General features: G+C 67.6%; 25 protein-coding genes and 1 pseudogene. 15 read left to right on the plus strand and 11 right to left on the minus strand.

From position 1 onward, the window contains the following. Positions 1-211: 211 nt before the first annotated feature. The 14 genes from rpsP (at position 212) to dprA (ending at position 11,452) form a co-directional block, all read left to right on the plus strand. Positions 212-700, plus strand: a complete 489-nt coding sequence (gene rpsP / locus J7D54_RS05565) for a 30S ribosomal protein S16 (protein ID WP_182764336.1) — start codon at positions 212-214, stop codon at positions 698-700. 2 nt (positions 701-702) lie between these two features. After that, on the plus strand, positions 703-951 hold the full coding sequence (locus J7D54_RS05570; protein ID WP_076062339.1) for an RNA-binding protein: 249 nt from the start codon (positions 703-705) through the stop codon (positions 949-951). A 72-nt stretch (positions 952-1,023) separates the two neighbouring features. Further along, the gene (rimM, locus tag J7D54_RS05575) at positions 1,024-1,542 is read left to right on the plus strand and encodes a ribosome maturation factor RimM (RefSeq protein WP_182764335.1); all 519 of its coding nucleotides are present in this window, start codon (positions 1,024-1,026) and stop codon (positions 1,540-1,542) included. After that, positions 1,539-2,237 (plus strand): tRNA (guanosine(37)-N1)-methyltransferase TrmD, encoded by a 699-nt coding sequence (gene trmD / locus J7D54_RS05580; RefSeq protein ID WP_182764334.1) that lies wholly within the window; start codon positions 1,539-1,541, stop codon positions 2,235-2,237. Before rimM ends, trmD begins: the two co-directional genes overlap by 4 nt. Positions 2,238-2,411: 174 nt before the next feature. Then, on the plus strand, positions 2,412-3,089 hold the full coding sequence (locus tag J7D54_RS05585) for a succinate dehydrogenase cytochrome b subunit (RefSeq protein ID WP_370585871.1): 678 nt from the start codon (positions 2,412-2,414) through the stop codon (positions 3,087-3,089). Positions 3,090-3,112: 23 nt separating this feature from the next. Beyond that, complete coding sequence (locus J7D54_RS05590) at positions 3,113-5,131, plus strand: fumarate reductase/succinate dehydrogenase flavoprotein subunit (RefSeq protein ID WP_182764591.1); 2,019 nt, start codon at positions 3,113-3,115, stop codon at positions 5,129-5,131. Continuing rightward, positions 5,128-5,883: a succinate dehydrogenase/fumarate reductase iron-sulfur subunit gene (locus J7D54_RS05595; RefSeq protein ID WP_076062330.1), complete on the plus strand. Its 756-nt coding sequence runs from the start codon at positions 5,128-5,130 to the stop codon at positions 5,881-5,883. Before J7D54_RS05590 ends, J7D54_RS05595 begins: the two co-directional genes overlap by 4 nt. A gap of 225 nt (positions 5,884-6,108) precedes the next feature. Beyond that, positions 6,109-6,456 (plus strand): 50S ribosomal protein L19, encoded by a 348-nt coding sequence (rplS, locus tag J7D54_RS05600; RefSeq protein WP_182764333.1) that lies wholly within the window; start codon positions 6,109-6,111, stop codon positions 6,454-6,456. Positions 6,457-6,577: 121 nt separating this feature from the next. Further along, complete coding sequence (gene lepB, locus J7D54_RS05605) at positions 6,578-7,387, plus strand: signal peptidase I (protein ID WP_245244161.1); 810 nt, start codon at positions 6,578-6,580, stop codon at positions 7,385-7,387. Beyond that, positions 7,387-8,037 carry a ribonuclease HII gene (locus J7D54_RS05610; RefSeq protein WP_182764332.1) on the plus strand — a complete coding sequence of 217 codons (651 nt, stop codon included), beginning with the start codon at positions 7,387-7,389 and terminating at the stop codon, positions 8,035-8,037. Before lepB ends, J7D54_RS05610 begins: the two co-directional genes overlap by 1 nt. A gap of 12 nt (positions 8,038-8,049) precedes the next feature. Then, entirely contained in the window at positions 8,050-8,364 is a 315-nt protein-coding gene (locus tag J7D54_RS05615) for a DUF2469 domain-containing protein (protein ID WP_182764331.1), read from the plus strand. A 90-nt stretch (positions 8,365-8,454) separates the two neighbouring features. Beyond that, on the plus strand, positions 8,455-8,823 hold the full coding sequence (locus tag J7D54_RS05620; RefSeq protein ID WP_182764330.1) for a YraN family protein: 369 nt from the start codon (positions 8,455-8,457) through the stop codon (positions 8,821-8,823). Then, positions 8,820-10,352, plus strand: coding sequence for a YifB family Mg chelatase-like AAA ATPase (locus tag J7D54_RS05625; protein ID WP_182764329.1), 1,533 nt, complete (start codon positions 8,820-8,822; stop codon positions 10,350-10,352). Before J7D54_RS05620 ends, J7D54_RS05625 begins: the two co-directional genes overlap by 4 nt. Beyond that, entirely contained in the window at positions 10,352-11,452 is a 1,101-nt protein-coding gene (dprA, locus tag J7D54_RS05630) for a DNA-processing protein DprA (RefSeq protein WP_182764328.1), read from the plus strand. The genes J7D54_RS05625 and dprA overlap by 1 nt, the downstream gene beginning before the upstream one ends. 63 nt (positions 11,453-11,515) lie before the next feature. Here the strand turns inward: dprA and J7D54_RS05635 are convergent, their stop codons facing one another. The 6 genes from J7D54_RS05635 to J7D54_RS05660 all read right to left on the minus strand — a co-directional run bounded on the left by J7D54_RS05635 (position 11,516) and on the right by J7D54_RS05660 (position 18,366). Next, positions 11,516-12,976, minus strand: coding sequence for a hypothetical protein (locus J7D54_RS05635; protein WP_209455218.1), 1,461 nt, complete (start codon positions 12,974-12,976; stop codon positions 11,516-11,518). A 148-nt stretch (positions 12,977-13,124) separates the two neighbouring features. Then, positions 13,125-13,961, minus strand: coding sequence for an ECF transporter S component (locus J7D54_RS05640; protein WP_182764326.1), 837 nt, complete (start codon positions 13,959-13,961; stop codon positions 13,125-13,127). After that, entirely contained in the window at positions 13,948-15,528 is a 1,581-nt protein-coding gene (locus tag J7D54_RS05645; RefSeq protein ID WP_182764325.1) for an ABC transporter ATP-binding protein, read from the minus strand. Before J7D54_RS05645 ends, J7D54_RS05640 begins: the two co-directional genes overlap by 14 nt. Next, positions 15,525-16,661 carry an energy-coupling factor transporter transmembrane protein EcfT gene (locus J7D54_RS05650; RefSeq protein WP_245244163.1) on the minus strand — a complete coding sequence of 379 codons (1,137 nt, stop codon included), beginning with the start codon at positions 16,659-16,661 and terminating at the stop codon, positions 15,525-15,527. The genes J7D54_RS05645 and J7D54_RS05650 overlap by 4 nt, the downstream gene beginning before the upstream one ends. Next, the gene (locus tag J7D54_RS05655) at positions 16,658-17,707 is read right to left on the minus strand and encodes a hypothetical protein (protein ID WP_182764323.1); all 1,050 of its coding nucleotides are present in this window, start codon (positions 17,705-17,707) and stop codon (positions 16,658-16,660) included. The genes J7D54_RS05650 and J7D54_RS05655 overlap by 4 nt, the downstream gene beginning before the upstream one ends. Further along, positions 17,707-18,366: a hypothetical protein gene (locus tag J7D54_RS05660; protein WP_182764322.1), complete on the minus strand. Its 660-nt coding sequence runs from the start codon at positions 18,364-18,366 to the stop codon at positions 17,707-17,709. Before J7D54_RS05660 ends, J7D54_RS05655 begins: the two co-directional genes overlap by 1 nt. Before the next feature lie 219 nt (positions 18,367-18,585). Here J7D54_RS05660 and J7D54_RS05665 point away from each other — a divergent pair, with 219 nt between their 5' ends. Continuing rightward, positions 18,586-19,245: an HAD family phosphatase gene (locus J7D54_RS05665; protein ID WP_182764321.1), complete on the plus strand. Its 660-nt coding sequence runs from the start codon at positions 18,586-18,588 to the stop codon at positions 19,243-19,245. 6 nt (positions 19,246-19,251) lie between these two features. Here J7D54_RS05665 and J7D54_RS05670 read toward each other — a convergent pair whose 3' ends face one another. The 5 genes and pseudogenes from J7D54_RS05670 to J7D54_RS05685 form a co-directional block, all read right to left on the minus strand. Continuing rightward, entirely contained in the window at positions 19,252-22,629 is a 3,378-nt protein-coding gene (locus J7D54_RS05670; protein ID WP_182764320.1) for a hypothetical protein, read from the minus strand. Between the two features lie 128 nt (positions 22,630-22,757). Then, a complete protein-coding gene (locus tag J7D54_RS05675; RefSeq protein WP_182764319.1) occupies positions 22,758-23,144 on the minus strand; it encodes a hypothetical protein in 387 nt (128 codons plus the stop codon). 77 nt (positions 23,145-23,221) lie between these two features. Next, complete coding sequence (locus J7D54_RS05680; RefSeq protein ID WP_245244211.1) at positions 23,222-23,923, minus strand: ArsB/NhaD family transporter; 702 nt, start codon at positions 23,921-23,923, stop codon at positions 23,222-23,224. A 63-nt stretch (positions 23,924-23,986) separates the two neighbouring features. Further along, positions 23,987-24,097 (minus strand): annotated as a pseudogene (locus tag J7D54_RS14425) (ArsB/NhaD family transporter); the annotation flags it as partial. A gap of 71 nt (positions 24,098-24,168) precedes the next feature. After that, positions 24,169-25,215, minus strand: coding sequence for a low molecular weight phosphatase family protein (locus J7D54_RS05685; RefSeq protein ID WP_182764318.1), 1,047 nt, complete (start codon positions 25,213-25,215; stop codon positions 24,169-24,171). Positions 25,216-25,288 lie beyond the last annotated feature (73 nt).

Consider the following 25,288-nt stretch of genomic DNA (forward strand, 5'->3'; position numbering starts at 1 on the left):
CCGTCGCCGGGAATGTGCGCCACGGGCACCTTGAACCGGTGTTTGGGCCAGAGGCATCGTTTCTGGCAGAATGGCGGATGCACCTCGTCGAGGCGTGCCCTCTCACGCGCCCGGCGGGACCCTTTGGTTTACGTGCGACGTGCCCCACACGTCGCGCGGCACCTTTCGACACAGCCTCCCAGAGGCAGATACAACAGGAGACCCCACACACGTGGCTACCAAGATTCGTCTGAAGCGTCTCGGCAAGATTCGCTCGCCCCACTACCGCATCATCGTGATCGACGAGCGCGCCAAGCGCGACGGTCAGGCCATCGAAGAGATCGGTCTGTACCACCCGAAGAACGAGCCCAGCCTCATCCGCGTCGATTCTGAGCGCGTGCAGTACTGGCTCGGTGTCGGTGCGCAGCCCACGGAGGCCGTGGTCGCCATCCTGAAGCGCACCGGTGATTGGCAGCAGTTCTCCGGCGACACCTCGCCGTCCGGCGTCCTGCCGCAGCGTGAGCCCCGTGACCGCGACGCCGCGTTCGCCGCCGCCCTCGCCGAGGATTCCGACGCTTCCGCGCCGGCCATCTCGAAGGCCAAGAAGAAGGCCGATGAGGAGGCTGCCAAGAAGGCTGCTGCGGAAGCCGCCGCCGCTGAGGCCCCGGCCGCAGAGGCCACCCCGGCCGAAGATGCCGAGGCTCCCGCCGAAGAGGCCTGAGCATGCTTGCTGAAGCCCTGGAGCACCTCGTCGCGGGAATCGTGTCGAATCCTGACGACGTGACTGTCAAGGACAAGGATCTGCGCCGTGGTCGTCTGCTCGAGGTGCGTGTGCACCCCGACGACGTGGGCAAGGTGATCGGCCGTCAGGGCCGCACCGCCCAGGCCCTGCGCACCGTGGTCGGTGCGCTGGCGGGCAAAGAGAGCGTCCGTGTCGACTTCGTCGATGTGGACCGGCCCAGCCGCCGCTGACAGCAGCCTCACAAGCCGAGCAATGCCCCGGGACGAAAGTCCCGGGGCATCGCCTATCTAGGACATGAAGACATGAGCGAGATTGAAGTCATCGTCGGCCGCATCGGCCGGGCCCACGGCCTCCGGGGCGAGGTGTTCATCGACGTGCGCACGGACGAGCCGGCGCGCCGGTTCATCGCCGGCGGCACGCTGCAGATGGGGGACAAGCGCCGCCCGGTGAAGCTCGCATCCGTCCGCTGGAACCGCGGCAGGCTGCTGGTCGGCTTCGCGGACACCCCGGACCGCACGGCCGTCGAGAAGCTCACCGGAGAGCTGCTTTACGACCGGGTCGCGGAGTCCGAGCTGCCCAGCGAACCCGAGGAGTTCTTCGACCGGCACCTGGTCGGCCTCGTCGTGCGTGACCACACGGGCGCGGAACGCGGCACCGTGACGGAGGTGCTGCACCTCCCGGCGCAGGACGTGCTGCAGCTGGACGTCGACGGTGAGGAGCGGCTCGTCCCGTTCGTCGAGGCGCTGGTGCCCACCGTCGAGGTGGAGGCGGGCTACATCCAACTCGCCGACGTACCGGGCCTGTTGGAGGACATCGAATGAGGCTCGACTACGTCACGATCTTCCCGGACTACTTCGCACCGCTCCAGCTCTCGCTGGTGGGCAAGGCCATCGACAGCGGCATCATCGACGTGGACGTGCACGACCTGCGCACCTGGACCCATGACCGGCACCACACCGTCGACGACACGCCGTACGGCGGCGGCGCCGGCATGGTGATGAAGCCCGAACCCTGGGGTGAGGCCTTCGACGCGCTGGAGGAATCAGATCCCCGGCCCATGACCGTCATCGTGACCACCCCGACCGGCCGGCCGTTCACCCAGGCGCTGGCCTACGAACTCACTGCCAGGGAGCGGCTGGTGTTCGCCTGTGGCCGTTACGAGGGGATCGACCAGCGCGTCATCGACCACTGCACCGAGCGCTACGAGGTCATCGAGCTGAGTCTGGGCGACTACGTGCTCAACGGGGGAGAGGTGGCCGCGCTCGCCGTTACCGAGGCCGTGGTCCGCCTTCTGCCGGGCGTCGTGGGTAACCCCGAGTCGCTCGTCGAGGAATCCCACTCCTCCGAGCACCAGTTGCTCGAGTACCCGAACTACACCAAGCCCCCGCTCTGGCGTGGCCGCGAGGTGCCGGAGATCCTGTTCAGTGGACACCATGCGAATATCGCGAAATGGCGTCTGGAGCAGGCCACCGAACGGACCCGGGAGCGGCGCCCGGACCTCCTCCACGAGGGCTGACAACCACCTGGTCACCTCCAGCGAATTTGGCGAGGGGAAACGCACGTAAATAGCGGATCAGGAGGGCCTGTCGGTTAACCTGCCCCCTTGGCCCACGAGGTGATTCACGTTGGCTAGAGTGTCGGCGTGGCAACAAATCTCACCATTCATCAACGTGCGAGGCGAAGCACGGTCGTGAAGAAGGTCATCATGGCGGTGACCGGTCTCATCATGATCGCCTTCCTCCTAGTGCACATGTACGGCAACCTGAAGATGTTCTACACGGCGGACAACTTCCATGCCTTCGACTACTACGCAGAATGGCTCAAGGGCAAGACGCCCGATGGCGGCATCCTGTACCCGATCATGCCCGCCGGTACCTTCATCTGGGTGTTCCGCTTCGCCCTGGTGCTTTCGGTCGTCCTGCACATCTGGTCGGCGGCTACGCTGTCCGCCAAGACCCTCGCGCAGCGTGGTGACAAGTACGTGACCTCGAAGAAGAAGGTCCAGACCTACTCGTCGCGCACCATGCGCTGGGGCGGCATCATCATCGCGGCCTTCCTGATCTTCCACCTCCTCCAGTTCACGATCGTCCCCGGCTCCCTCGGCGCCGGTGGCAGTGGCGAACACCCCCACGAGATGGTGCTGGCCAGCTTCAGCCTGTGGTGGATGGTCGTCATCTACGGCATCTGCATGGTCCTCATCGTCATGCACATCCGTCATGGCTTCTGGAGCGCCTTCGCGACGCTCGGCGGCAACCCCAGCGCCAAGTCGCGCCAGTGGCTGAACATCCTGTCCGTCATCGTCGCCGCTGTCCTGTTCATCGGCTTCATGGTCATGCCGATCGCCGTTCTGATTGGAGTCATCTCGTGACCGAGACCACTGCAACCGCTCCTGTGGAGACCGCGCCCGCCGTCACCACGCCTGCGGCCACGGACTTCTGGACCGTCGGCCAGGACATCTCCGACACGAAGGCGCCGCAGGGCGTCTCCATCGACGAGGTCTGGAAGACCCGCCAGTTCCAGGCCCGCCTGGTCAACCCGGCCAACCGCCGCAAGCTCAGCGTCATCATCGTCGGCACCGGCCTCGCCGGTGGCGCCGCCGCCGCGACGCTCGGTGAGGCCGGCTACAACGTGCTGAACTTCTGCTACCAGGACAGCCCGCGTCGGGCCCACTCGATCGCCGCCCAGGGCGGCATCAACGCGGCGAAGAACTACCGCAATGACAACGACTCGACGCACCGCCTGTTCTACGACACGGTCAAGGGCGGCGACTACCGCGCCCGCGAGACCAACGTGCACCGTCTCGCCGAGGTGTCGGCCAACATCATCGACCAGTGCGTCGCCCAGGGCGTGCCCTTCGCCCGCGAGTACGGCGGCCTGCTCGACACCCGCTCCTTCGGCGGCGTGCAGGTGCAGCGCACGTTCTACGCGCGTGGCCAGACGGGCCAGCAGCTCCTGATCGGCGTCTACCAGCAATTGGAGCGTCAGATCGCCGCGGGCACGGTCAAGATGTACGCCCGTCACGAGATGATCGAACTGATCGTCGTCGACGGCCGGGCGCGCGGCATCGTGACCCGCAACATGATCAACGGCAAGATCGAGGCCTTCACCGCAGACGCCGTCGTGCTGGGCACCGGTGGCTACGGCAACGTCTTCTTCCTTTCCACCAACGCGATGGGCTGCAACGTCACGGCGACGTGGCGCGCGCACCGCAAGGGTGCCTACTTCGGCAACCCCTGCTACACGCAGATCCACCCCACCTGCATCCCGGTGCACGGTGAGACCCAGTCGAAGCTCACGCTCATGTCCGAGTCGCTGCGCAACGACGGCCGCATCTGGGTGCCCAAGCGCGCCGAAGACTGTGGCAAGGATCCCCGCGAGATCGCCGAGGAGGACCGCGACTACTATCTGGAGCGCATCTACCCGGCGTTCGGCAACCTGGTGCCGCGCGACATCGCGTCCCGGCAGGCCAAGAACATGTGCGACGAGGGTCGCGGCGTCGGCCCGGCGGTCGCCGAGCGTGACTCCGAGGGCAACGAGCGGCACATGCGTCGCGGTGTCTACCTCGACTTCTCGGATGCCATCAACCGACTGGGTCAGAAGGCCGTCGAAACCAAGTACGGCAACCTCTTCGACATGTACGCCCAGATCACCGGCGAGAACCCGTACGAGACGCCGATGCGTATCTACCCGGCGGTGCACTACACGATGGGTGGCCTGTGGGTGGACTACGACCTCCAGTCGTCGATCACCGGCCTGTACGTGACAGGCGAGGCGAACTTCTCGGACCACGGCGCGAACCGCCTGGGCGCCTCGGCCCTCATGCAGGGCCTGGCCGACGGCTACTTCGTGCTGCCGAACACCATCAACGACTACCTGGCTGATGCCCCGTTCGACAAGGTCGACCTGGATCACCCGGCCGTCATCGAAGCCGTCGGGTCCGCCCGCGGCCGGATCGAGAAGCTGCTCAGCATCCAGGGCACCCGCTCGGTCGACTCCTTCCACAAGGAACTCGGCCACATCATGTGGGAGTACTGCGGCATGGAGCGCACCGAGGAGGGCCTCACGAAGGCCATCGGCCTCATCCGTGCGCTGCGTGAGGAATTCTGGACCAACGTCCGCGTGACGGGTGTCAACGAGGACTTCAACCAGGCCCTCGAGCGCGCCGGCCGTGTGGCCGACTTCATGGAACTCGGCGAACTGATGTGTGTCGACGCCCTGCACCGTCGCGAATCGTGTGGCGGTCACTTCCGCGCCGAGTCGCAGACGGAGGACGGCGAGGCCATGCGCAACGACGACGAGTACCTCTATGTCGGCGCCTGGGAGTGGGGTGGCGAGGGCGGCAAGCCCGTGCTGCACCGCGAGCCTCTCATCTACAAGGCAATCGAACTGAAGCAACGGAGTTACAAGTGAAGCTCAAGCTACGTATCTGGCGCCAGGCCGGCCCGCAGGCGGCCGGCAAGATGGTCGAGTACGACCTCGACGGCGTGTCCGAGGACATGTCGTTCCTGGAGATGCTTGACCTTCTCAACGAGCAGCTCACGCAGCGCAACGAGGAGCCGGTGGCCTTTGACCATGACTGCCGCGAGGGTATCTGCGGCATGTGTGGCGTCGTCATCAACGGCATCGCGCACGGCGGTAGCGAGTTCCGCACCACCACCTGCCAGCTGCACATGCGTTCCTTCGAGGACGGCGCGACGATCGACATCGAGCCTTGGCGTGCTGGGGCCTTCCCGGTGATCAAGGACCTCGCCGTCGATCGCACCGCGTTCGACCGCATCATCGCCGCAGGCGGCTTCATCTCGTCGAACACCGGTTCGGCGCCGGACGCCCACGCAACCCCGGCACCGAAGCGCGAAGCAGATCTGGCCTTCGACAACGCCACCTGCATCGGTTGCGGCGCCTGCGTCGCGGCCTGCCCGAACAGCTCCGCGATGCTGTTCACCTCGTCGAAGATCACGCACCTGGCGATGCTGCCGCAGGGTCAGCCTGAGCGGTACCGCCGGGTGAAGTCGATGGTGGCGCAGCACGATGAAGAGGGCTTCGGCAACTGCACCAACATCGGTGAGTGCGCCGCTGTCTGCCCGAAGGGCATCCCGTTGGAGTCGATCTCACAGTTGAACCGCGACCTCATCAAGGCGATGTTCATGAGCGACGGCAAGTAGTCATCTGCCACACAGGGAGGGGCGGCGCTTCGGCGCCGCCCCTTTCTCGTTGTGTGGGACCGACCCTGATTTCCGACGGTGCGCGCAAGGTGCCATAATGAGTAGCCGTTGCCCACACCTGGGCAACCCCAGCAATGCCAGCTCCTGCCACGGGGGGATCGTCTGAGCGTCTGCCGGGCCAGACAACACCGCGGTGACCTGTGGCACTGACGGAAAGGTTTGAACATGACCAACCCCCTCATCCAAGAGGTCAACAAGGCGTCGCTGCGCGATGACATGCCGCAGTTCCGCGCCGGTGACTCCGTCAAGGTGCACGTGCGCGTCGTTGAAGGCAGCCGCTCCCGTATCCAGGTGTTCGCCGGCGTCGTCATCGCCCGCAACGCCGGTGGTGTGCAGGAGGCGTTCACCGTCCGCAAGGTGAGCTTCGGTGTCGGCGTGGAGCGTACGTTCCCGCTGCACTCTCCCATCATCGAGAAGATCGAGGTCGAGCGTCGCGGTGACGTTCGTCGCGCCAAGCTGTACTACCTCCGCAGCCTGCGCGGCAAGGCCGCCAAGATCCGCGAGAAGCGTTGATCACCTGCTCCTAGAGCTGCATGAACCGCCGGGCCGTGCCCGGCGGTTCTGCGTTATCCACGTCTGTGGGCGGCGGTATGCTCAGACGAGCGACCCCGCCTGATCTCTAAGGACTGAATTCGTGGCATCCACCACCGAGCCAACCGAACCGTTCGCAGTCGGGGCATCCCAGACGCCGACAGAGCATGTCGAGCCCGCCCCGCCGGGGTTCGGCCGTCGCCTGCTCGGCTGGTTGGGGGAGGGCATCCTGATCATCGTCGGGGCGGTCGTCATAGCCACGCTCCTGCGCACGTTCGTCGGGCAGATGTTCGTCATCCCCTCGGGATCCATGGAGAACACGCTTCAGGTCAATGACCGGGTGCTGGTGGCCAAGTTCGGGGGGTTCCAGCGCGGCGACGTCGTCGTCTTCGAGGATCCGGGCAACTGGTTGCCGCCCAGCACCCCCACGGACAACCCGGTCAAGAAGTCCCTCGAGTTCATCGGTGTGCTGCCCAACTCAGGCACCGAGCACCTCATCAAGCGCGTCATCGGCATGCCGGGAGACCACGTCCGCACCACGGATGACGGCTTCCTGGAGGTCAACGGCCACAAACTGGAGGAGTCGGCGTACCTGTACGCCGCCAACGGCGTCCAGGTGGCTCCGTTCACCGTCCCGTTCGACATCATCGTGCCGAAGGACCGCATCTTCGTGATGGGAGACCACCGCAACGCCTCGAACGACTCCCGTTGTCGGCTGGGCGACGTGTCGCAGGTGCCGGGGGAGCGCGCCTTCGTGCCGGTGAGCAAGGTGGTGGGCTCGTCAGTGGCCATCGTGGCGCCGCTGCAGAGGCTCTCCACCTTCACCGTGCCGGAGACCTACGCGAGCGTGCCCGCGCCGGCGGACCCTGCGCCGGACAAGCCGGACCTCATCCGGGTGGAGCCCGGCTGCTGATGATTCGGCCGGGTCGAGGCCCCTACGGGTATGAAAGAGCGTTGGTACGCGCCGGGCTGGGTCCCGTCGCCGGTGCCGACGAGGCCGGGCGTGGCGCATCTGCCGGTCCCCTCGTCGCGGCCGCCGTCATCCTCAACCCGGACAGGCCCATCAAGGGCCTCGACGACTCCAAGGTCCTCACCGCCGCAGCCCGTGAGCGGCTCCACGACGAGATCGTCAAGCGTGCGGTTGCCGTTGCGTGGTCGCTGGTGGAGCCGGCGGAATGCGATGAGTTGGGCATGCACCAGGCAGACCTGCACGGTCTTCGCCGAGCGGTGGGGCGCCTGGAGGTGGCGGCCGGCTTCGTGCTGACCGACGGCTTCCCCGTGGACGGCCTCGGCGTGCCGGGGCTGGCGATGTGGAAGGGCGACAAGGTGGCCGCCTGCGTGTCCGCCGCGTCCATCGTCGCGAAGGTCACCAGAGACCGCATCATGACCGAATACGACGCCACCTACCCCGGCTATGGGTTCGCCATCCACAAGGGCTACAACACCAAGGTGCACCAGAGCGCCCTGCAGGAGTACGGGCCCTCACCCATCCACCGTTGGTGCTTTGAGAACGTCCGGCTCAGTGCCAGGCGGGCAGATGTTACCGCGGCCGAATCAAGCTAGAGTTGAGCAACCATGAGTGCCGAGGATCTTGAACAGTACGAGAGCAAGCTCGAGCTTGACCTGTACCGCGAGTACAAGGACGTCGTGTCCATCTTCACCTACGCGGTGGAGACGGAGCGGCGGTTCTATCTGTGCAACGCGGTGGATCTCAAGGTGCGCACCGAAGGCGGTGACGTCTACTACGAGGTCTCCATGGGCGATGCGTGGGTGTGGGACATGTACCGCCCGGCCCGCTTCGTGAAGTCGGCGAAGGTGCTGACGTTCCGTGACGTGTCGATCGAGGAGATCGCGCACTCGGATCTCCAGGTGCCCGACAACGAGGACTGAGTCCTCGTCCAGCACCCGGTTCGCCGGAATCTGTGGATAACGGTGATCGACCACCCCCGCTGACCATAAATGGGTCCGAGGTGATGACCCATGAACCACAAACAGACATTCGGGCGTCTGGGAGAACAACGAGCAACGGACTACCTGCTGGAATGCGGCTGGCAGATCCTTGAGCGCAACTGGCGCTGCAAGGAGGGCGAGGCCGACATCATTGCGATAGACCCCGATGCGCAGGCCCTGGTGGTCGTCGAAGTGAAGACGCGCGCAGGCCTGGGGTTCGGCTCGCCGCTGGAGACGATCACGTACGCCAAGGCCCGCCGGCTCCGGCAACTGGCCGGCATCTACGCCCGGCAGTCCCAGTTGGGGCTGCCCCGGCTGAGGGTGGACGCCATCGGCATCCTCTGGCCCCGGAACGGCGGCTCTGAACTGGTGCACGCCCGTGGGATCGAGGAGCGGTGAGCCTGTCGTCGTGGTCAGTGGCACTGCAGGGCATCGACGGGCATCCGGTGGAGGTGGAGGCCGCGGAGGGCGGCGGCCTGCCCCGCACCCAGATCGTGGGGCTGGCGGACAAGGCGCTCAACGAGGCCAAGGAGCGGGTCAAGGCGGCCGTGCGGGCGTGCGAATTCAAGTGGCCGGAACAACTGGTCACCATCAACCTGTCCCCGGCGGGCCTGCCCAAGGCGGGTACCCACTACGACCTGGCCATCGCCGTGGCGGCGCTCGCCACTCAGGGCTACATCAGCCCCGGCAGGGCCGCGCGTACGGTGCTGATCGGCGAGTTGGCGCTCGACGGGCGGGTGCGGAGGGTGCGCGGAATCCTACCCGCCATGTTGGCCGCGGTGAAAGCCGGCTTCGAGCGTGCCATCGTCCCTTACGGCCAGCAGGAGGAGGCTGCCCTGGTGCCGGGCATCGCGGTGGACGGAGCGGGTCGCCTCGACGAGGTGGTCAGGCTGGTCAACGGGCTGACGGTCGACAACCCTACTGAGGCCGCCCCACCGTCCGAGCCCATGGCCGGGCCCGGCTCCGTCTTCGTCCCTGATCTCGCGGATGTCGTGGGGCACGAGGACGGCAAGTTCGCCCTCGAGGTTGCGGCTGCAGGCCGGCACCACCTGTTCCTCACGGGCGCACCGGGCGTCGGCAAGACCATGTTGGCGTCGCGGCTGCCCTCGATCCTGCCGGAACTGGACCCCGACGAGTCGGTGGAGGTGTCTGCGCTCCATTCGCTGGCGGGGCACGAGCTCTCGGGGTTGATCACCCGACCTCCCTTCGCGGACCCGCACCACTCGACCACGCAGGTGGCGCTCGTGGGGGGCGGCTCCGGCGAGTTGAAGCCGGGCGCCATCTCGCTGGCTCACAGGGGCGTGCTCTTCCTTGACGAGTGCCCGGATTTCGGCGGCAAGTTGGATGCGCTGCGCACCCCGTTGGAGAACGGGTGGATCAACGTGAGCCGGGCCCGCATGTCCACCCGCTTCCCTGCCCGTTTCCAGTTGGTACTGGCCGCCAACCCGTGCCCCTGTGGACGTTTCGGGGTGGCGGGGATGGACTGCACCTGCGAGCCCGTCAAGGTGCGCAGATATCAGGAGCGGCTCAGCGGGCCCATCCTCGACCGCATCGACATCAAGCACCAGATGGCAGGCATCAACCGGGTGCTGCTGGATTCGGATGTCGCGGCCCCGGAGCCCAGCGCCGTGGTGTTGCAGCGCGTGCTTGAGGCCCGGGAGCGCCAGCGGCACAGGCTGCGCCGTACTCCCTGGACCACCAACGGCGAGGTGGCGGGGCCCTATCTCCGCAAGAAGCTGCCGCTGCCCCTGGATCTGGGGTTGCTCAACAGCGCGCTGCAGCGCGGCACCATCAGCGCGCGCGGCGTGGACAAGGTGCTGAAGCTGGCCTGGACCCTGGCGGACCTGGCCGGCGGGAGCGGGATCTCGGACAGGGAACTGCGCGTCGCGCTGCACCTTCGCCAGGGTGACCAGGAGAGGGCGGCGTGATGGTCACGGAGAGAGAGGCCCGGATGGCGCTGTGCGCCCTCACGCCTCTGGGGCAGCCCAATGTGGTGCAGGCGCTGGCGCGCTTCGGTGCCGAGGAACTCTGGCGGGGATTCCTCTCCCAGCCGGACACGTCGTGGGGGAGGCGGGCGGAGGTGATCGATCTGCCTGGGCTGCAGCGGAGCACAGAGCGCTGCGGGTCCAGGTTCATCATCCCGGGAGATGACGAATGGCCGTCCGCCCTGGCCGGCCTGGCAACGGCGGAGGTCGCCAAGCAGACCGGCGAGCCCATCGGGCTGTGGATCAGGGGGCGGCCGCTGACCGGGCTGGGCGGTGGAGTGGCCATCGTCGGTTCCCGGGCCTGCACCACCTACGGCGAACACGCAGCCGTGACGCTGGCGGCAGACCTGGCGATGCAGGATCATCCCGTCATCAGCGGGCTTGCGTACGGGGTGGACGCTGCCGCCCACAGGGGTGCGCTCGGGGTCCGTGGCACCACGGTGGCGGTGCTGGCCAGCGGGGTCGACGAGCCCTACCCGGCGGCCAACAGCCGCCTGGCCGATCGGATCATCGAGTCGGGCGCGCTCGTGTCGGAGTTGCCTCCGGGTTACCGCCCCACCCGCTATGCCTTCCTGGCACGCAACCGGATCATCGCGGCGCTGGCGGACGCGGTGATCGTGGTGGAGGCTGCCGCGCGGTCCGGCGCCAAGAACACTGCCTCGTGGGGCAACTCGCTGGGCCGCCCGGTGCTCGCGGTGCCAGGCCCCATCACGTCGTCGCTGTCGTCCACGCCGCACAAGCTCATCCGCGACGGCGAGGCCATCCTCGTCACGGGTGCTGAGGACGTCCAAGCGGTGCTGTCCCCGTTGGGCGCAGTGGCCGAGCCCACCGGTCGTGGAAAAAGCCGGCCCATCGACCAGTTGCCGCTCCCGCTCATGGAGATCAGGGAGGCGATTGGCTCGAAGGAGCGCGTGAGCGCTGCGCAACTGTCCGCCCGTACCGGCCAGGCGATGATGGACGCGTTGGCCAACGCTGCAGAACTCGTGGAATCCGGGTGGCTCGACGAGCAGGGCGGGCTCTTCTCCCTGCCCACCATGCGCTGAACGGACGAGGCCCCGGGGCCGCGGCAGAGCCGCAGGCCCCGGGGCCCCGTTCGGTTGATCGCGTCAGCGCTTCTCGGGGCCGCCGAACATCACGATGTTGTTGAACACCCACTGGTTGGCCTGGCTGAAGGTGTAGCCGCGGGAAGGCTTCGCAGTGGCGCCGTACACCGTCGTCATGGTGTAGGAGCGGCACGCGCCGGTGCCGGTCTGGGCGGTATGGCATTCAGTGCGCCACTTTCGCCCACCGGAGGTGAAACCGTCCTCATCGCCCGCGGCGAGGGGGTTGCCCTGCCACGCCGCCTCCGTCATGTAGGGGAGGTAGGTGAGGTTGTTGAAAGCCCAGTCAGTCCTGCGCACGAAAAGGCCGTTCTCAATTCGAACAACCGTGGCGAGAATCTCCGTGCGGCAGCGCTCAGTCCGAGAATACGGCTCGCACTGTGTTTTCCACTGTCGCCCATTGACAGAGTGCTGCCCTGCGAGGGTGTAGGGCGCCGTGCGTGTGTGTCGGGAAGCACCCACGTGCAGGAGATCCACCGGTGAAAGGGCGAAGACCGCCTGGGTCGTTGCGCGGAGCCATTGGCCACGCGCGATGCTGGAGATCGTGCCGTCAATATGCGCGTCCTTGTTGTAGGCGATAGCTCCGGTGTTTTCGGGTCCCGTCAACTGCAGCGTCTTGACCCAGCTGCCGATTTTCGAAACGACCGTTGGCTCGAGGCCGGACAGGGCTGCGGCCACCAGCCCTGAGGAGTTTGTGTTCCGGCTCGGTGTGAAAGGTATGGCGCCTGTGTACGAGCCATCAGTTTGCTGCTGAGCCTTCAGCCAGGCCACTGCCTTGGCAAGCGGGGACTTGGCAGCGGTCACACCAGCCGCGTCAGCGGCGCGCAGTGCCATCACGAGCATGGCCGTTCCGTCAGGATCGTGTGATTTCTTGGCCACGTCACAGTGTTTAGCCGGATCGGCGTCGAAAAACATTGGAAATGCGCCGCTGGAGCATTGCTGACCGGCGAGAAACGAGACCGTGTTCGGCGGAAGGACACTGGTTCGAGTAAGTCCAATCATGATGTAGGCCTGGCCGAAAGCGTTGGTACCGGCCGCGTGCCCAGGCATGGCTTTGTCAGTAAGGGAGCCTTCTGCGAGTTTTGCTGGGTTGATCCCACCGAACGAGGTGGTTGATTTTCCAGCCGCTGCGAGGGTGACAAGAGCCTTCCCGATCATGCCGTTGTCGGGGCTGCTGCCCGTTGTCAGGTCCTTGAAACTCGGGCCCGACGCATTCTGAACACCAGCCAGCCAGCGATCAATTGTTGCCTGTGGCGCGCCCACTGCAACGGCGCCCAGCGCCGCATCAAGAGTCAAGCCGATGTCCGGATAGTCCTCGTAGGAAGACAATGTGCCATTGGGGTTAGTCTGGGCAGCCACCCAGGTCATGGCCGCGCGGGCATCGCTGGTGGTGTCAGCGGAGGCAAGGGAGCCGAGGCCTAAAGTGAGGCCGGCAATCAGGGGGAGCGCCATCAGGCGGGTGCGCATACGCACTGAGGATCCTTTCGCGTAAGACCCGCACACGATGTGCGGGTGATCCATGCACGAGCTTCGGTCCGACTTCTCCACTGGAGTTACGGTTGCGCGTCAGTCCCGGATTCACACCGGCGTTCTCCGCTCGACGCCCCTGACTCTATCAACCGGTGTGGACCCTGGCCATTCCCGAGGCCCGGCGCAGCACCGTGAGCACGGGGCGGCCCACGATCAGCAGCGCAATGGTGGTGGTGATGGCCCGGCCCGTGTCCCAGCCCGCAGTCGAGGTGAGGAGGGTAAACCAGCCGAAGCGGGTCAGGTTCTCGAGGATGGGGCCGCCGGGCACGTAGTCGAGGCTGCCGCCGGTGCCGTCGAGATTGATCCCCGTGATGAACGGCCAGAACCACATGTTCATCAGCGCCCCGTAGAGGTAGGCCGACACGATGCCCAGCCCGATCAGCATCCCGATCTCCCAGCCACCCTTCACTCTTTTGGGCAGCAGGCCGGCGGCCAGGCCCACCCAGGCGGCACACAGCATCTGGAAGGGCAGCCACGGACCCACGCCGGCGGTCAGCAGCGCAGAGGCGAACAGCGACGTGAACCCCAGCAGGTAGCCAAAGCCGGGGCCGAAGGCCCTGCCGGCGAGGATCAGCAGGAAGAAGACCGATTCGATGCCGGCCGTCCCCGCTCCCAGGGCGGGGCGGATGGCCGCGTTGATGGCCGACAGCACCCCCAGCACCGCCAGCGAGCGGGCGTCGAGTCCGCCCTCGCTGACCTGGGCGATCACCAGTAGCAGGATCACCGGCAGGAGCGCCGCGAAGACGAAGGGGGCGTCGTCGGCATGCTCGGGGGCGACCCCGACGGCCGGGATGAGGAGCGGCCAGCCGATGGCGAACAGCCCCAGCACGGTGGACAGTGCCATCACCAGCCAGCTGCGCCAGCCGATGGCGACGCCCACCACCGGCGCCGGGATCTCCAACGTGGGGTCAGCGGGCCGCATCGAGGAACTCCTCCACCGTGAGCAGCGGAACGGGGTTGACCACCTTCGCCACCTGGGTGGCCAACAGCGCGGACCCCGCGAGGACATCGCGCGTGGGGCCGTCGGAGACGACCTCGCCCTCGGCCATGACCACCACCCGCTCGCAGGTCTGGGCCACCATCTCCACGTCGTGGGTGGCGATCAGCACCGCGCGGCCATCGGCGGCCATCCCGGCCACGATCTCTGTGAGCGCCTGCTTGGCTGCGTAGTCCAGCCCGCGCGTGGGTTCATCGAGCAGCACCACCCGGGGGTTGCCTGCCAGTTCCACGGCGAGGACGACGGCGAGCTTCTGGCCCTCGGACAGGTCGCGCGGGTGCGCGTCGGGCTCGATGTCCGGCACCAGCCTGCGCAGCAGCGCCAGGGTGCTGCCCGTGGGCAGGCCGGCGCTGCGGTCGCTCTGCTCACATTCGGCGGCCACCGACGTGAGGTAGAGCAGGTCCGAAGGGGTCTGGGGCACCAGCGCTATGCCCGGCACCTCGGAGACCTGGCCAGGGGCGGGCATGGTGACGGAGCCGCCGTCGCGCCTGCCCGCGCCGTGCAGTGCCCACAGGAGGCTGGACTTGCCGCACCCGTTGCGGCCCATCAGCGCGGTGACCTCGCCCGCGTGCAACGTGAGGTCGACGCCGGCCACGGCGACCTTCGATCCGTAGCGCACGATGATGTCGCGGGCGGTGAGCTCCGGCTCCGTCCGGGGGGTCGGCGTGGGGAGAGCCGGCGGTACCTCGGCCCAGGCGCGCCGATGCTCTGCGGCGAACCGTCGTCCCTCGCGGATGGTGAGGGGCAGCGGCGACCAGCTCATGCGGGTGCCCAGCTCGACGAGCGGGGGCTTGATGCTGGCCTTCGCCAGGATGTCGCGCGTGTCGCCGTGGTGCACCTCATCGCCCACCAGAAGCACTGAATCAGCGAACTCGATGACGCGCTCCATCCGGTGTTCGGCGATGACGACGGTGGTACCGAGGTCGCGCACCAGCCGGCTGATGATCGCCAGCACCTCCTCGGCCGCGATGGGGTCGAGGGCCGAGGTCGGCTCATCCAGGACCAGCACCTTGGGCGAGCTGGCCAGCACGCTGCCGATGGCCACCCGCTGCTGTTGGCCGCCCGACAGGGTGCGCAGGTTGCGGTCGCGGAGTTCCGCGATGCCCAACAGGTCCAGCGTCTCCTCCACCCGCCGTCGCATCTCGGGAGGCGCGAACCCCAGTTGCTCCATGGAATAGGCGAGTTCCTCTTCCACGGTGTCCGTGACGAAGCCCGCCAGCGGGTCCTGGCCGACGTAGCCGACGGTGGTGGCGAGCTCGCGGGGCTGCAGGAGCGTGGTGTCGACGCCGTCGATGAAGACGCGGCCGGTGCGGATGCCGCCGGTGAACCGCGGGACCAGGTTGTTGATGCAGCCCAGCAGCGTGGACTTGCCGGTGCCGGTGGGCCCCACCACGAGGCAGAGTTCGCCCTCGTCGATCCGGAAGCCCACCGCGTCGAGGCGCAGCGTCTCGCTGCTGGCGTAGTGGAAGGAGATGTTCTCGAAACGGATCATGCCCTGGTCCTCCTCTGGACGGCGGTGGGCGGCGGGGTGACGAATGTGGGCAGCGCCGCGAGTCCCAGCGCCAACAGCAGCGGGAGCGTCAGTTCCGGCCAGACGAAGGGATAGATGCTGGGGAACAGCGCCCCTGCGTCGTCGGAGTCGGCGATGAGGTAAACCACCGCCGCGGCGCCCACCCCCGCGGCCACCGCCACGGTTTCCGCCAGCGCCCATCGGATGGGCCGGTACTGGCTTCGCTTCACCGTTCGCCCGGAGACCCGAAGGGCACCCACCGCGGCGGTGACGCCGGCGAGGAGGAGCAGCGTGGAGGCTACCGGCACCCGGAACACGTACTGGTCCGGCGCGGCGGCGAGGAAGCGGTAGGCCCACACCGCCAACAGCGACATCGCGCCCAGCCCCAGCGCCAACGAGACGGCCCTGTCCCTGGGGGAGGCGCTGCCGGCCCGGCCGTAGCCGCGCACATCCATGGAGGCGGCCAGCGCCAGGGAGCGCTCGAGGGCGTCCGACAGGACGGGCACGATGATGGTCTCCACCACCTTCAGCCGCTGCCTGCGACCCCGTGCGGCCGGCGCGCGGCGCAGCCTCCGGGCGCGGGCCACGCGCTGCAGGGAGTCTCCCAGCTGGGGGAGCGCGGACACGGCCACCACCATCACAGTGCCCAGTTCATACAGCGCGCCGGGCAGGCTGGCGAGGAGCTTCTTGGGGTTGGCCAAGGCGTTGGCGGCGCCCACGCACACGATGATCGTGGCCAGGCGCATTCCGTCGTAGAAGCCGGTCAACACCGCTTCCAGGGAGACCGGCCCGAGCAGCCGGATGCCCCGCACCCAGACGGGCAGCGGGACCTCGGGCAACGTGAAGAGGACGGTGGGGCCGTCGCCGCCTCCGAAGACGATCCGGAACGCCACACGTAGCACCACGATGAACAGGCCCAGGTAGAGGTACAGCTTGAAGGCCCTTCCCCAGGGCGAGTCTGCGCGTCGTGCGATGACCACCAGGGAGGCCACTGCCATGAAACCCGCCAGCAACAGCGGGTTGGAGGTCGACGACGCGGCGACGGCGAGCGCGAGCGCCCACCCCCACCAGGCGAACGGGTGCAGTTGTCGGGGAAGGAAGTAGCGTTTGATCACAGGCCGCGGCGTCGCCACCACATGACGCCACCACCCAGCCCGATGGCGGCGACGGCCCCTGCTCCGACGAGCGTGCCCGTCGGCACGCCGCCGTCATCGGCGACAGTGGCGGCCACCGGCGGGGCACCTTCCGGTGCCGCCACCTGCTCGTCAGTGGGGCTCGCTGACGCAGCAGCGGTTTCCGTCACGACGGATGCGACGGTGGGGCTGGCCGACGCGGAAGGCGTGGCCTCGACGTTTTCGGGGGCCGCGGACGACGGCGTGATGGCCGGGGCCTCAGGGCTCGCGCTCCGGCTCGGCTCCGTCGGCGTGCTGACGACGCGGGGCTTGGTGCTCGTTCGGGGCTGCGTGGTCGTCCTGGCCGGGGCCGCAGTGGTGGGGGCCGCCGGCGTCGTCGCGGGAGCCGGCGTGGTGGCAGCGGCCGTCGTCGCGGCAGGGGCTGTCGTGGTGGCCGCCGGTGCCTGGGTGGTGGGTGCCGGCGCCTTCGTGGTGGGGGCGGGCTGCGGCTTCACCACCCGGTGCGACGGCGTCACGCCGGGCGGCGGGTTGCTGTTCTCGGTGTTGTTGAGGGAGAAGGACCAGCCCTCGTAGCCGCCGGGGATCACCTCACGGTTGCCTCCGCCCATCTGCGAGAAGGTCCAGGAACCGTTGTTGGGGGCGTGCCAGTAGCTCCAGAACGCCGTCTTGGGCGGGGTGTCGACGCAGCGTTCCCTGTAGTCGGGGCTGCCGTCCACCGGGATGCTCTCGTTGAGCGAGGGGCGCCCGTTGATCCGGCACACGAAGCCGGGCCCGTCGTGGAGGGTTCCCTCGGCCGACAGGCCGGCCAGTTTGAGGAGCCCGAGGCCGCTGGTGCCTCCGGGTACGTCCTCGACGCACTTGATGATGCGTCCGCCGCCCAGCTCCTGGTGGTCCACCACGAGGGTGACCCCGGTATCCGTCGTGCAGTGACCGTCTGTGACGGCTGCCGAGGCGGACGGTGATGCCACCCAGCTACCGGCGACGGCCAGGAACAGGGAGGCGAGCAGGGCGGCAGGACGCACGTTCATCAGTTACCGGTCTTGGGCAGGCCCGGGCGGCTCGGAGCGGCGGTGGCTGTGGCGGTGTCTGCGACCTCCACCGAGGCGGAGGGCGAAGCAACCGGCGATGCGGACACCGTCGGCGAGGCGGACGGGGCGGGGGACTGGCTCACCGAGGGGCTGGGCGACGGGCTGGGGGCGGGCTCCTCGTCGGTCAGCACCACACCCTCGACGGGGTTCACGGCGGGAGCGAGCGTCTGGTCCATGAAGTTGTAGTCGTCCTGGAGCTTCAGGGCCAGCACCTCCGAGGGGTACATCTCCAGTTCGGCGACGCCGACCTCCGCGAATTCCCACTCGCCGGGGTACGTGCCGTCGTCGTTGGGCGACATGAAGTAGACGGACCACCACTCGGTGCCCTCGGAGAGCCGGCCGTCCACGGTCTGGATCCAGCTGTCATCCTCGGTCACGCCGGTGCTCAGGAGCGCCTCCTGGGCGCTGGCGAACTCCGTGGCGCAGGCCCCGGTAACGGTCTCGTCGTATTCGATGTGGACCCAGACGTTGCCTGCCTGCACGCATTCTTCGGCTTCGCTGGGGGCGGCGGCGGCATGCAGCGCAGGGATGGCGAGACCGATGGTCAGGACGGCGGCGGTGGGAACGGCAAGGCGGTTGAGGGCGGTGCGTCGGAGCATCTGCTGGACCTCTTCTGTGTAGGTCCGTCGCCCGAGAGGCGGTTCCGCTGGTCGCGACGGAGGTAACCGTGGTGCCGGGCGGAGGTCCGACTCCCCGCAGCAGCGGGATCACGGTTGCGCGACAGTTCCGGGATCTCACCGAATTCAGCCGTCCGACAAGAGCCCATGCTATCGAAAGAACTAGGCTGGCGCGGAACCGCATCGAGTTAGGAGACACCCATGGGCCCACAGGCCATCGTGTTCGACATGGACGGCACGCTCACGGACACAGAGGAGATCTGGGACCAGGTGCGTCGCGGGCTCGCCGCCGACGCCGGGCTGACCTGGCCGGACGGGTCGACCCAGGCGATGATGGGCATGTCGACGCAGGAGTGGGCCCGGCACCTGGTCGATGTCGTGGGGCTGCCGTACGCGCCGGAGGAGGCGGCCCAGCGCACCATCGAGGGGATGGCGGCGGCTTATCGCAGGGGCATCACGGTGCTCACCGGAGCGGTTGAAGCGGTGCGACGGATGGCTGAGCGCTACCCGATCGCCATCGCCAGCTCGTCGCCCCGGCTGCTGATCGACACCGGGGTCGAGGTGATGGGTCTGGCCGACGTCGTCCGGGTGAGTGTCTCCACGGAGGAGGTCGAGCGCGGCAAGCCCGCCCCCGACGGCTACCTCAGGGCCTGTGAACTGCTCGGCGTTGACCCCACGCGGTCCGTGGCCGTCGAGGATGCGACCAACGGCATCAAGTCGGCCCTGGCGGCCGGGATGGCCGTGGTCGCCGTACCGCCCCACTTCCACCCGCCGGCCGCCGAACTCCTGGCTGAGACCACAACGCTCGAGACCCTCGACGAGCTCACGCATGAGCTTGTCGAGGGCCTCGTGGCGGATTGAGCCGCGCTAGAACCGCCAGTTGACCTGGCGGCCCAGGGTGCCGCGGAGGGCTTCGGCGGCTTCCTGGCCCGACGCCTTCTTCAGCTTGGACTGCATCGCCGAGATCTTCTCGCTGATGCAGAGCCGCTGGGCGGCGTCGGCGTTGACCTCTTCGCTGATGAACCGCTGCATCGCGCCGGTGGCCATCTCGGCCAACTTGGCGTCAGCAGCGGTCTTCGAGCGGAGCCGCTCGAAGTACCAGTCGGAGGCCAGCACGTTGTCGCGGTCGAACATGGCGCGGAACGCCTCGTCGTGCAACGTCAGGCGCTCGGCGGAGCTTCCGGTGGCCATGATCTCCAACAGCGCCCGGATCGGCGGCACCGCCAGCGCGATGGTCCCGTCGTCGATGTACGACTGGGCCACCCGCTGGTGCGTCTTGACGATGGTGCGCACTGATTCTGCGTAGGCGTCGATGTCCTGCAGTTCAGGCTTCAGCATGGGCTCTGAGAACACCACGTGCGGGTGCATGAAGATGCGACCGAAGTACTTCGACTGGAACTTCGCGGTCATGCGGTAGCCGAGGCGGGAGGCCTCCAGCGTCTCGCCGTCGTGTTCGAAGTCCTCGACCCGCTCCAGGGCGCCTTCGCCGATGAGGTGCTTCGCGTCACGTTCCTCGGGCGTCATCCGGCAGAACACCTCCGGCACGAGCAACGAGATGTCATGGTCGACGCGCACGTTGGGGCCGATGACCCCGGCGCTGGAGAGCCAGCCGTCGTACCCGGTGAGCGCGAACGACAGGAAGGCGGCGTTGAGGTCCACGGCGGAGGGCAGCGCGTTGAACGGGCCCTTCGTCATCGCACCCTCGGAGCCCGCGCCCGTCGTGGACGGCGACTTGCCGGTCATCGACGAGATGAACTCCATGAACAGCTCAGGCAGTTCCATGTAGTGCAGCGGGGCGTAGGAACACAGCGGCGGCACGCCCTCTTCGGCCGCGTTGTTGCGGCGGCCGGCTGCCACGATGTCGACGGGGAGGCGCAGCGGCGCGTCCATCGGCAGCGACCGGTGGAGGCGAGTGACCATTTCGGCGGTTGCGGTGGCCCTCGGGTGGGAGACGTCGGAGCGGATCTGCAGGTAGCGCGGGTTCTTGGAGCGGGCCCCGTTGATGATCCTGGGATGGGCGGAGGAGACGAAGTAGCCGGCCTTCTGGTTGCCCTTCGCCATGCGGCGGATGAGCTTCTGCATCGGCTTGGTGAACTTCGAGAACTCGATCGCGTTGTCCACCAGGGCGCTGGCGTCGTCGCGGGTCAGGGGCTCGAAGTTGCTGATGAACGCGCCGCCGGCGATGTCGGCCTCTGCCTGCTTGTCGTAGCCGCGGTGGATGGCGTCGTCGGGCCGTTGGAAGAGCAGCGACTCGCAGTTGGTCGTGTACTTGCGCGACAACCCGTCCTCGCGCCCGGCCGCTTCACCCGGCACGACGATGGAGGCGCTGATGTCGTCCTCCGTCTGCACCTTGGCTGAGGGATGGAAGTCGTGGCGCAACCCGAAGAGCCGCCAGGAGCCGTCCGGTGCGAACCCCACCCGCAGCATGTTGACCGTGATCTTGTCGCCGTCGAGACGCATGGCGTGACCGGCGCGACCGTTGATGCGACCCACCGAGAAGTGAGAGGCCCAGTCGCCACCCCACTCGGGGCGGTAGAAGCGCTTGACCACGAACACGAGTTCCTTGATGTGGTGGGGGATGGTGGCCAGCCACTCGTTGTATTCGTCGGTGAACTCGCGGCTGGGGGTCAGGAGTTTGATCACGGAGCCCACGCTGCGCGCGTCGGACAGCAGTGGGCGGTGGTCGTCCGCGGCGGGGTCGATGAACCGCGTCGAGAAGTCGCGGTCGACGATCGCAGCGACGGCGGCCATGTCCTCGACGAAGTCGTTGACGTAGGCGTTGCCGAAGACGAAGGCGTCGGTGATGGACTTGGAGATCTCGGACTTGCCGCCGCCGGACACCGTGGCCGGCTTGTGGCAGTTCGTGGCGACGGGCGAGGTGCCCAGCAGCGTCCACTGGTCGCCGTCGGCCGCGATGTGACCGAGTTCGACGAGGTAGCCGTCCGGGCCGACGTACTGCACGTCGGCGCGCAGCGGGATCGTGCGGGTCTCACCGTCGATGGGCCAGCTCACCGTCGAATCGCGCAGCGAGTAGCTCGCCTGTTCCGGCACGAGGATGACGTGCGGCTGCTCTGCGTCGAGGGCGTGGCCCTCGGGCTGGACGGTGAAGCGCTCGGGGTCGCGGGCCACCACGTCGGCGATCCTGAATGACTCGTCCGTGTAGGTGGCGGTGAAGGTCTGGCCCAGGTTGTAGCGGGGGAAGGCGATGGCGCCGCCCGAGTGCTCCTCCTCGACGAGGCCCAGGAGGTTCGCGGCGTAGCTGATCTGCGCCTTGACCTCCTTCTTGCAGTAGCCGAAGTAGTTGTCGGCGATGACCGTGACGATGACGCCACGCTCGTCGCGGGCACAGGCCTTGAAGGCGGAGCCGCCGTTGTAGAGCTCGTCCTCGTCCTTCCAGCACATGCCGTCGCGGCGCTGGCGCTCAGTGGCGTCGTCCCAGTGGGGTAGCCCGAGGTCCTTCTTCCTCAGCCTGGTCAGGTGGGGTGCCAGGATGACGGCGCCGGTGTGGCCCGTCCAGGTCTCGGGGTTGAGGCTCGCGTCGTTCTCGGGGATGTACGGGTCGCCGCCGTTGCCGAAGATGCCCTCGACGAAGTCGAGGTTGGCCATGAGGGTGGCGGGGGCGAAGAACCGGGTCTCCATGGACTTCTGCTGGATGTAGCCCGGCACTTCCGGCACCACGATGGGGCGCATCAGCAGCGAGACCCAGCACTTCGGCTGCTCCGGCTGCTCAGAGGTGTAGGGCAGGATCATCGCCTCGGCCGGCGGGTTGAACGCCTCCTCCAGCAGTTTGCCGAAGGTGCCTCGGGGCACGGCGATCTTGTCGTCCTGGATGGGCAGGCCACCCTCGGCGATGTGGAACACGCCCTTGGTGGTGCGGCGGTCGTTGGCCGGGTTGTGGAGGATGCCGTTGACGAGGCGGTAGCTCGTGAGTTGTGCGGAGGTGAAGGTGTCACCGTCGACGGGGAGGCTCATCTCGCGCGCGAGGCCCGCCTGGTCGAGCACCAGGGTCTGGCGGGGGAGCCGGGGCTTGGCGTCGACGCCCTCGAGATAGGCATCGAGGAAGTTCTGGATCCGGGTGTCGACCGCGGGGAGGCGGTGCCCGAGGCGCCGGTTGGCTTCCCTCTGACGCGCCAGCACGGGCCGGACCAGGTTAAGGGCCTCCTGGGAGTCCTTGCCCTCGACGAGGGGAAGTCCCAGCAGGCCGAGGCGGAGATTGATTGCAGCGGTGTCCGCGAAAGTCGCCATGGCCCCACTCTATGGAGGGGGCGGTGGCGACAGTCACGCCGGGGTGGCTCATCGCTCAATCCCGGTGGCGCTACGATGCGTCGGCTGCTCGATCGCTCAGTGCTCTGAGCGTCCCTATGGCGGCCGGCTCAGTTGGCGGCCGTGTGGACCGCTTCGATTCCGTTGACCACTCGCTCATTGAGGCCCGCGAGGTGAGCGAAATCCTTCGGCGGTTCACCCCGGTACAGCGGACGGACGGTGGTCAGCACCTCATAGAGATCGTCCTTGGTGAACTGGGACCTGCGGGACAGCAGACGCAGTTCGCCACGCGCGTTGCGCACGTCGCGGAGCCGCCCGCGCCAACCGGGGTTGGAGAGGGGCGCGTCATCGGTGTCCATCGCGTCCGCGAGCTCGCCCAAGGAGCCGATCAGTTCGTCGATCTTCACGCGGACCGCATCGGGGTCGAAGGCGGACAGCGTCACCGGGGCGTCGTCGTCGGCCGAAGATCGGCCGAACAGCTTGTTGAGAATGCCCATGGGTGACTCCTGTGTCCGGGGGAGGGTATTGAGCAAGCGTACCGAAGCCTGACGCACCCAGGTGGCGCGGCCCTCCGTCACAGGCTGAGCACGGTGAGCCACCCCGCCAGCGCCAGCAACGTGACGGCGAGCACCGGGACGGTCAGCACGATGCCCACCTGGAAGTACGTGCCCCACCCGATGTGCATGCCCTTCTTGTCCAGCACCGACAACCACAGCAGGGTCGCCAGGCTGCCGATGGGGGTGATCTTGGGCCCGAGGTCGGCGCCGATGACGGCTGCATAGGCCATCAGTTCCCGGGTCAGGCCGGTGACCCCTGCCGCGTCGATCCCGAGGGCGGCGATCAGGGTGGTGGGCATGTTGTTCATGACGGAGGACATGACCGCCACGAGGAAGCCCGTGCCGACGGCGGCGGCAGTGTGACCATGGCCCGCCACCCATGCCAGCAGCTGGCCGAGGTGATCGGTCAGGCCGGCGTTGCGCAAGCCGTAGACGACGAGATACATCCCCAGGCTGAACAGGACGATCTGCCACGGCGCGGACCGCACCACGGTCCAGACGTCGATGATGGGACGCAGCGCGGTGGAAGTGGGCGCAGCATTCGAGGTGTGGGAGGCGTGGTCGACCTGCGCAGCGGGGAGGTCCGTGGCGACATGTCCCGCACCCACGCTGAGCAGTTCCTCGGCATCCTCCACGGGGGTGCGCGTTTGCGGGGCAGCAGGCAGCAGCAGGCCGAACAGGGCCCGGGGCTGCCGGGCCGCGATCAACGAGATGACCACGGCGCAGGTGCCGCCACTGCTGCCACGGGCACTCCGAGGGGATCGGCGGGCCAGCGCGACGGCGGCTCCTCCCAACGCTGTCCACCCGATGCCCAGTCCGCGGGGTTGCCAGATGACCAGCACGAGAGTCGCCACGAAGATTGCTGCCGCCAGGACCATGGTCCACCCTGACATATCGATGAAAATCGATATGAACCTAGGGGCCAACCTCCCTCCAGGTCAAACCCCGGTGCGGGAGGTGCGCTTCACTGACGCTCAAGGACGCCGAGGTCGCTCAGCAGCGCCTTCACCCTGGTCTCGAGGTCGTCCGCGATCCGCCGGAAGTCCTCGATGGGGCGGCCGTTGGGGTCCTCTACCGCCCAGTCCTCGTAGCGCTTCCCGGGGTAGAACGGGCACTCGTCGCCGCAGCCCATGGTGATCACGACGTCCGAGGCCTCCACGGCGTCGTTGGTGAGCGGCTTGGAGAACAGGTAGGTGGCATCCATGCCACGCTCGGCCAGGACTGCCTCGGCGTCCGGGTTGAGCTTGCCCGCAGGCCTGGATCCTCCCGAGCGCACGTTGACCCGTCCATCGGAGAAGTGCTTTGCCATGGCAGCGGCCATCTGCGAGCGTCCCGCGTTCTGGACGCAGACGAACAGCAATTCCGGCTTGCCGTCGGTGGGCTGTCCCTTGGCCTTCGCTGCAGCGCGGAGCTTGTCGTGGGCGAACCGCTCCACGAAGAGCGGCAGGAACTGGGGTGCCTTGGTGGTGGCTGCCAGTTCGGCGTGGGCCGTGCGAACGGCGGCGCGCACCTCGTCGTAGCTGAAGATGCCGTCATAGTGCCGTGCCAGGTCGCCGACGATGCCGCGGTACCGCTCGAGGTCTGCACGGTTCTGCCCGGTCACCTCGAGGACCAGTTCGGCCACCCTGGTGAAGATGTCCTCGCGGACCAGCCGCATCCGCTCCTCGCCCTCGATGCCGCGGAGGCTCGGCTCGTCTGTGTCCCAGACCTCGACGGGGGCGGTCATGCCGGGGACCGGCTCAACTTGCGCCTCGGTTCCTACGAGGATGACGTGGGTGGCGGCCCTCAGCATGTCGTCGGTGAGTTGTTTCGGCGACTCGCCCTCCATGGAGGCCCCCACCTCCGCGAGTGCTTCGACGGACGCCTCGTTGAGGGATGATCCGGGCTTCGTGCCCGCTGACGTGACCTCCACGGCGTCGCCGCCGAACTGGCGGGCGAGGGCGGCTGCCATCTGCGATTTGCCGCCGTTCTTGACGCACACGAACAGGAGGTGGGGCTTGGTCTTGGGCATCAGTTCCACTTTCTCAGGGGCGGGGGGAGTCTCAGCTGGACGAGTTGTATGCTCAGAGAATCATATCGATGTG

The organism is Tessaracoccus sp. MC1865, from assembly GCF_017815535.1.
Taxonomy (GTDB): domain Bacteria; phylum Actinomycetota; class Actinomycetes; order Propionibacteriales; family Propionibacteriaceae; genus Arachnia.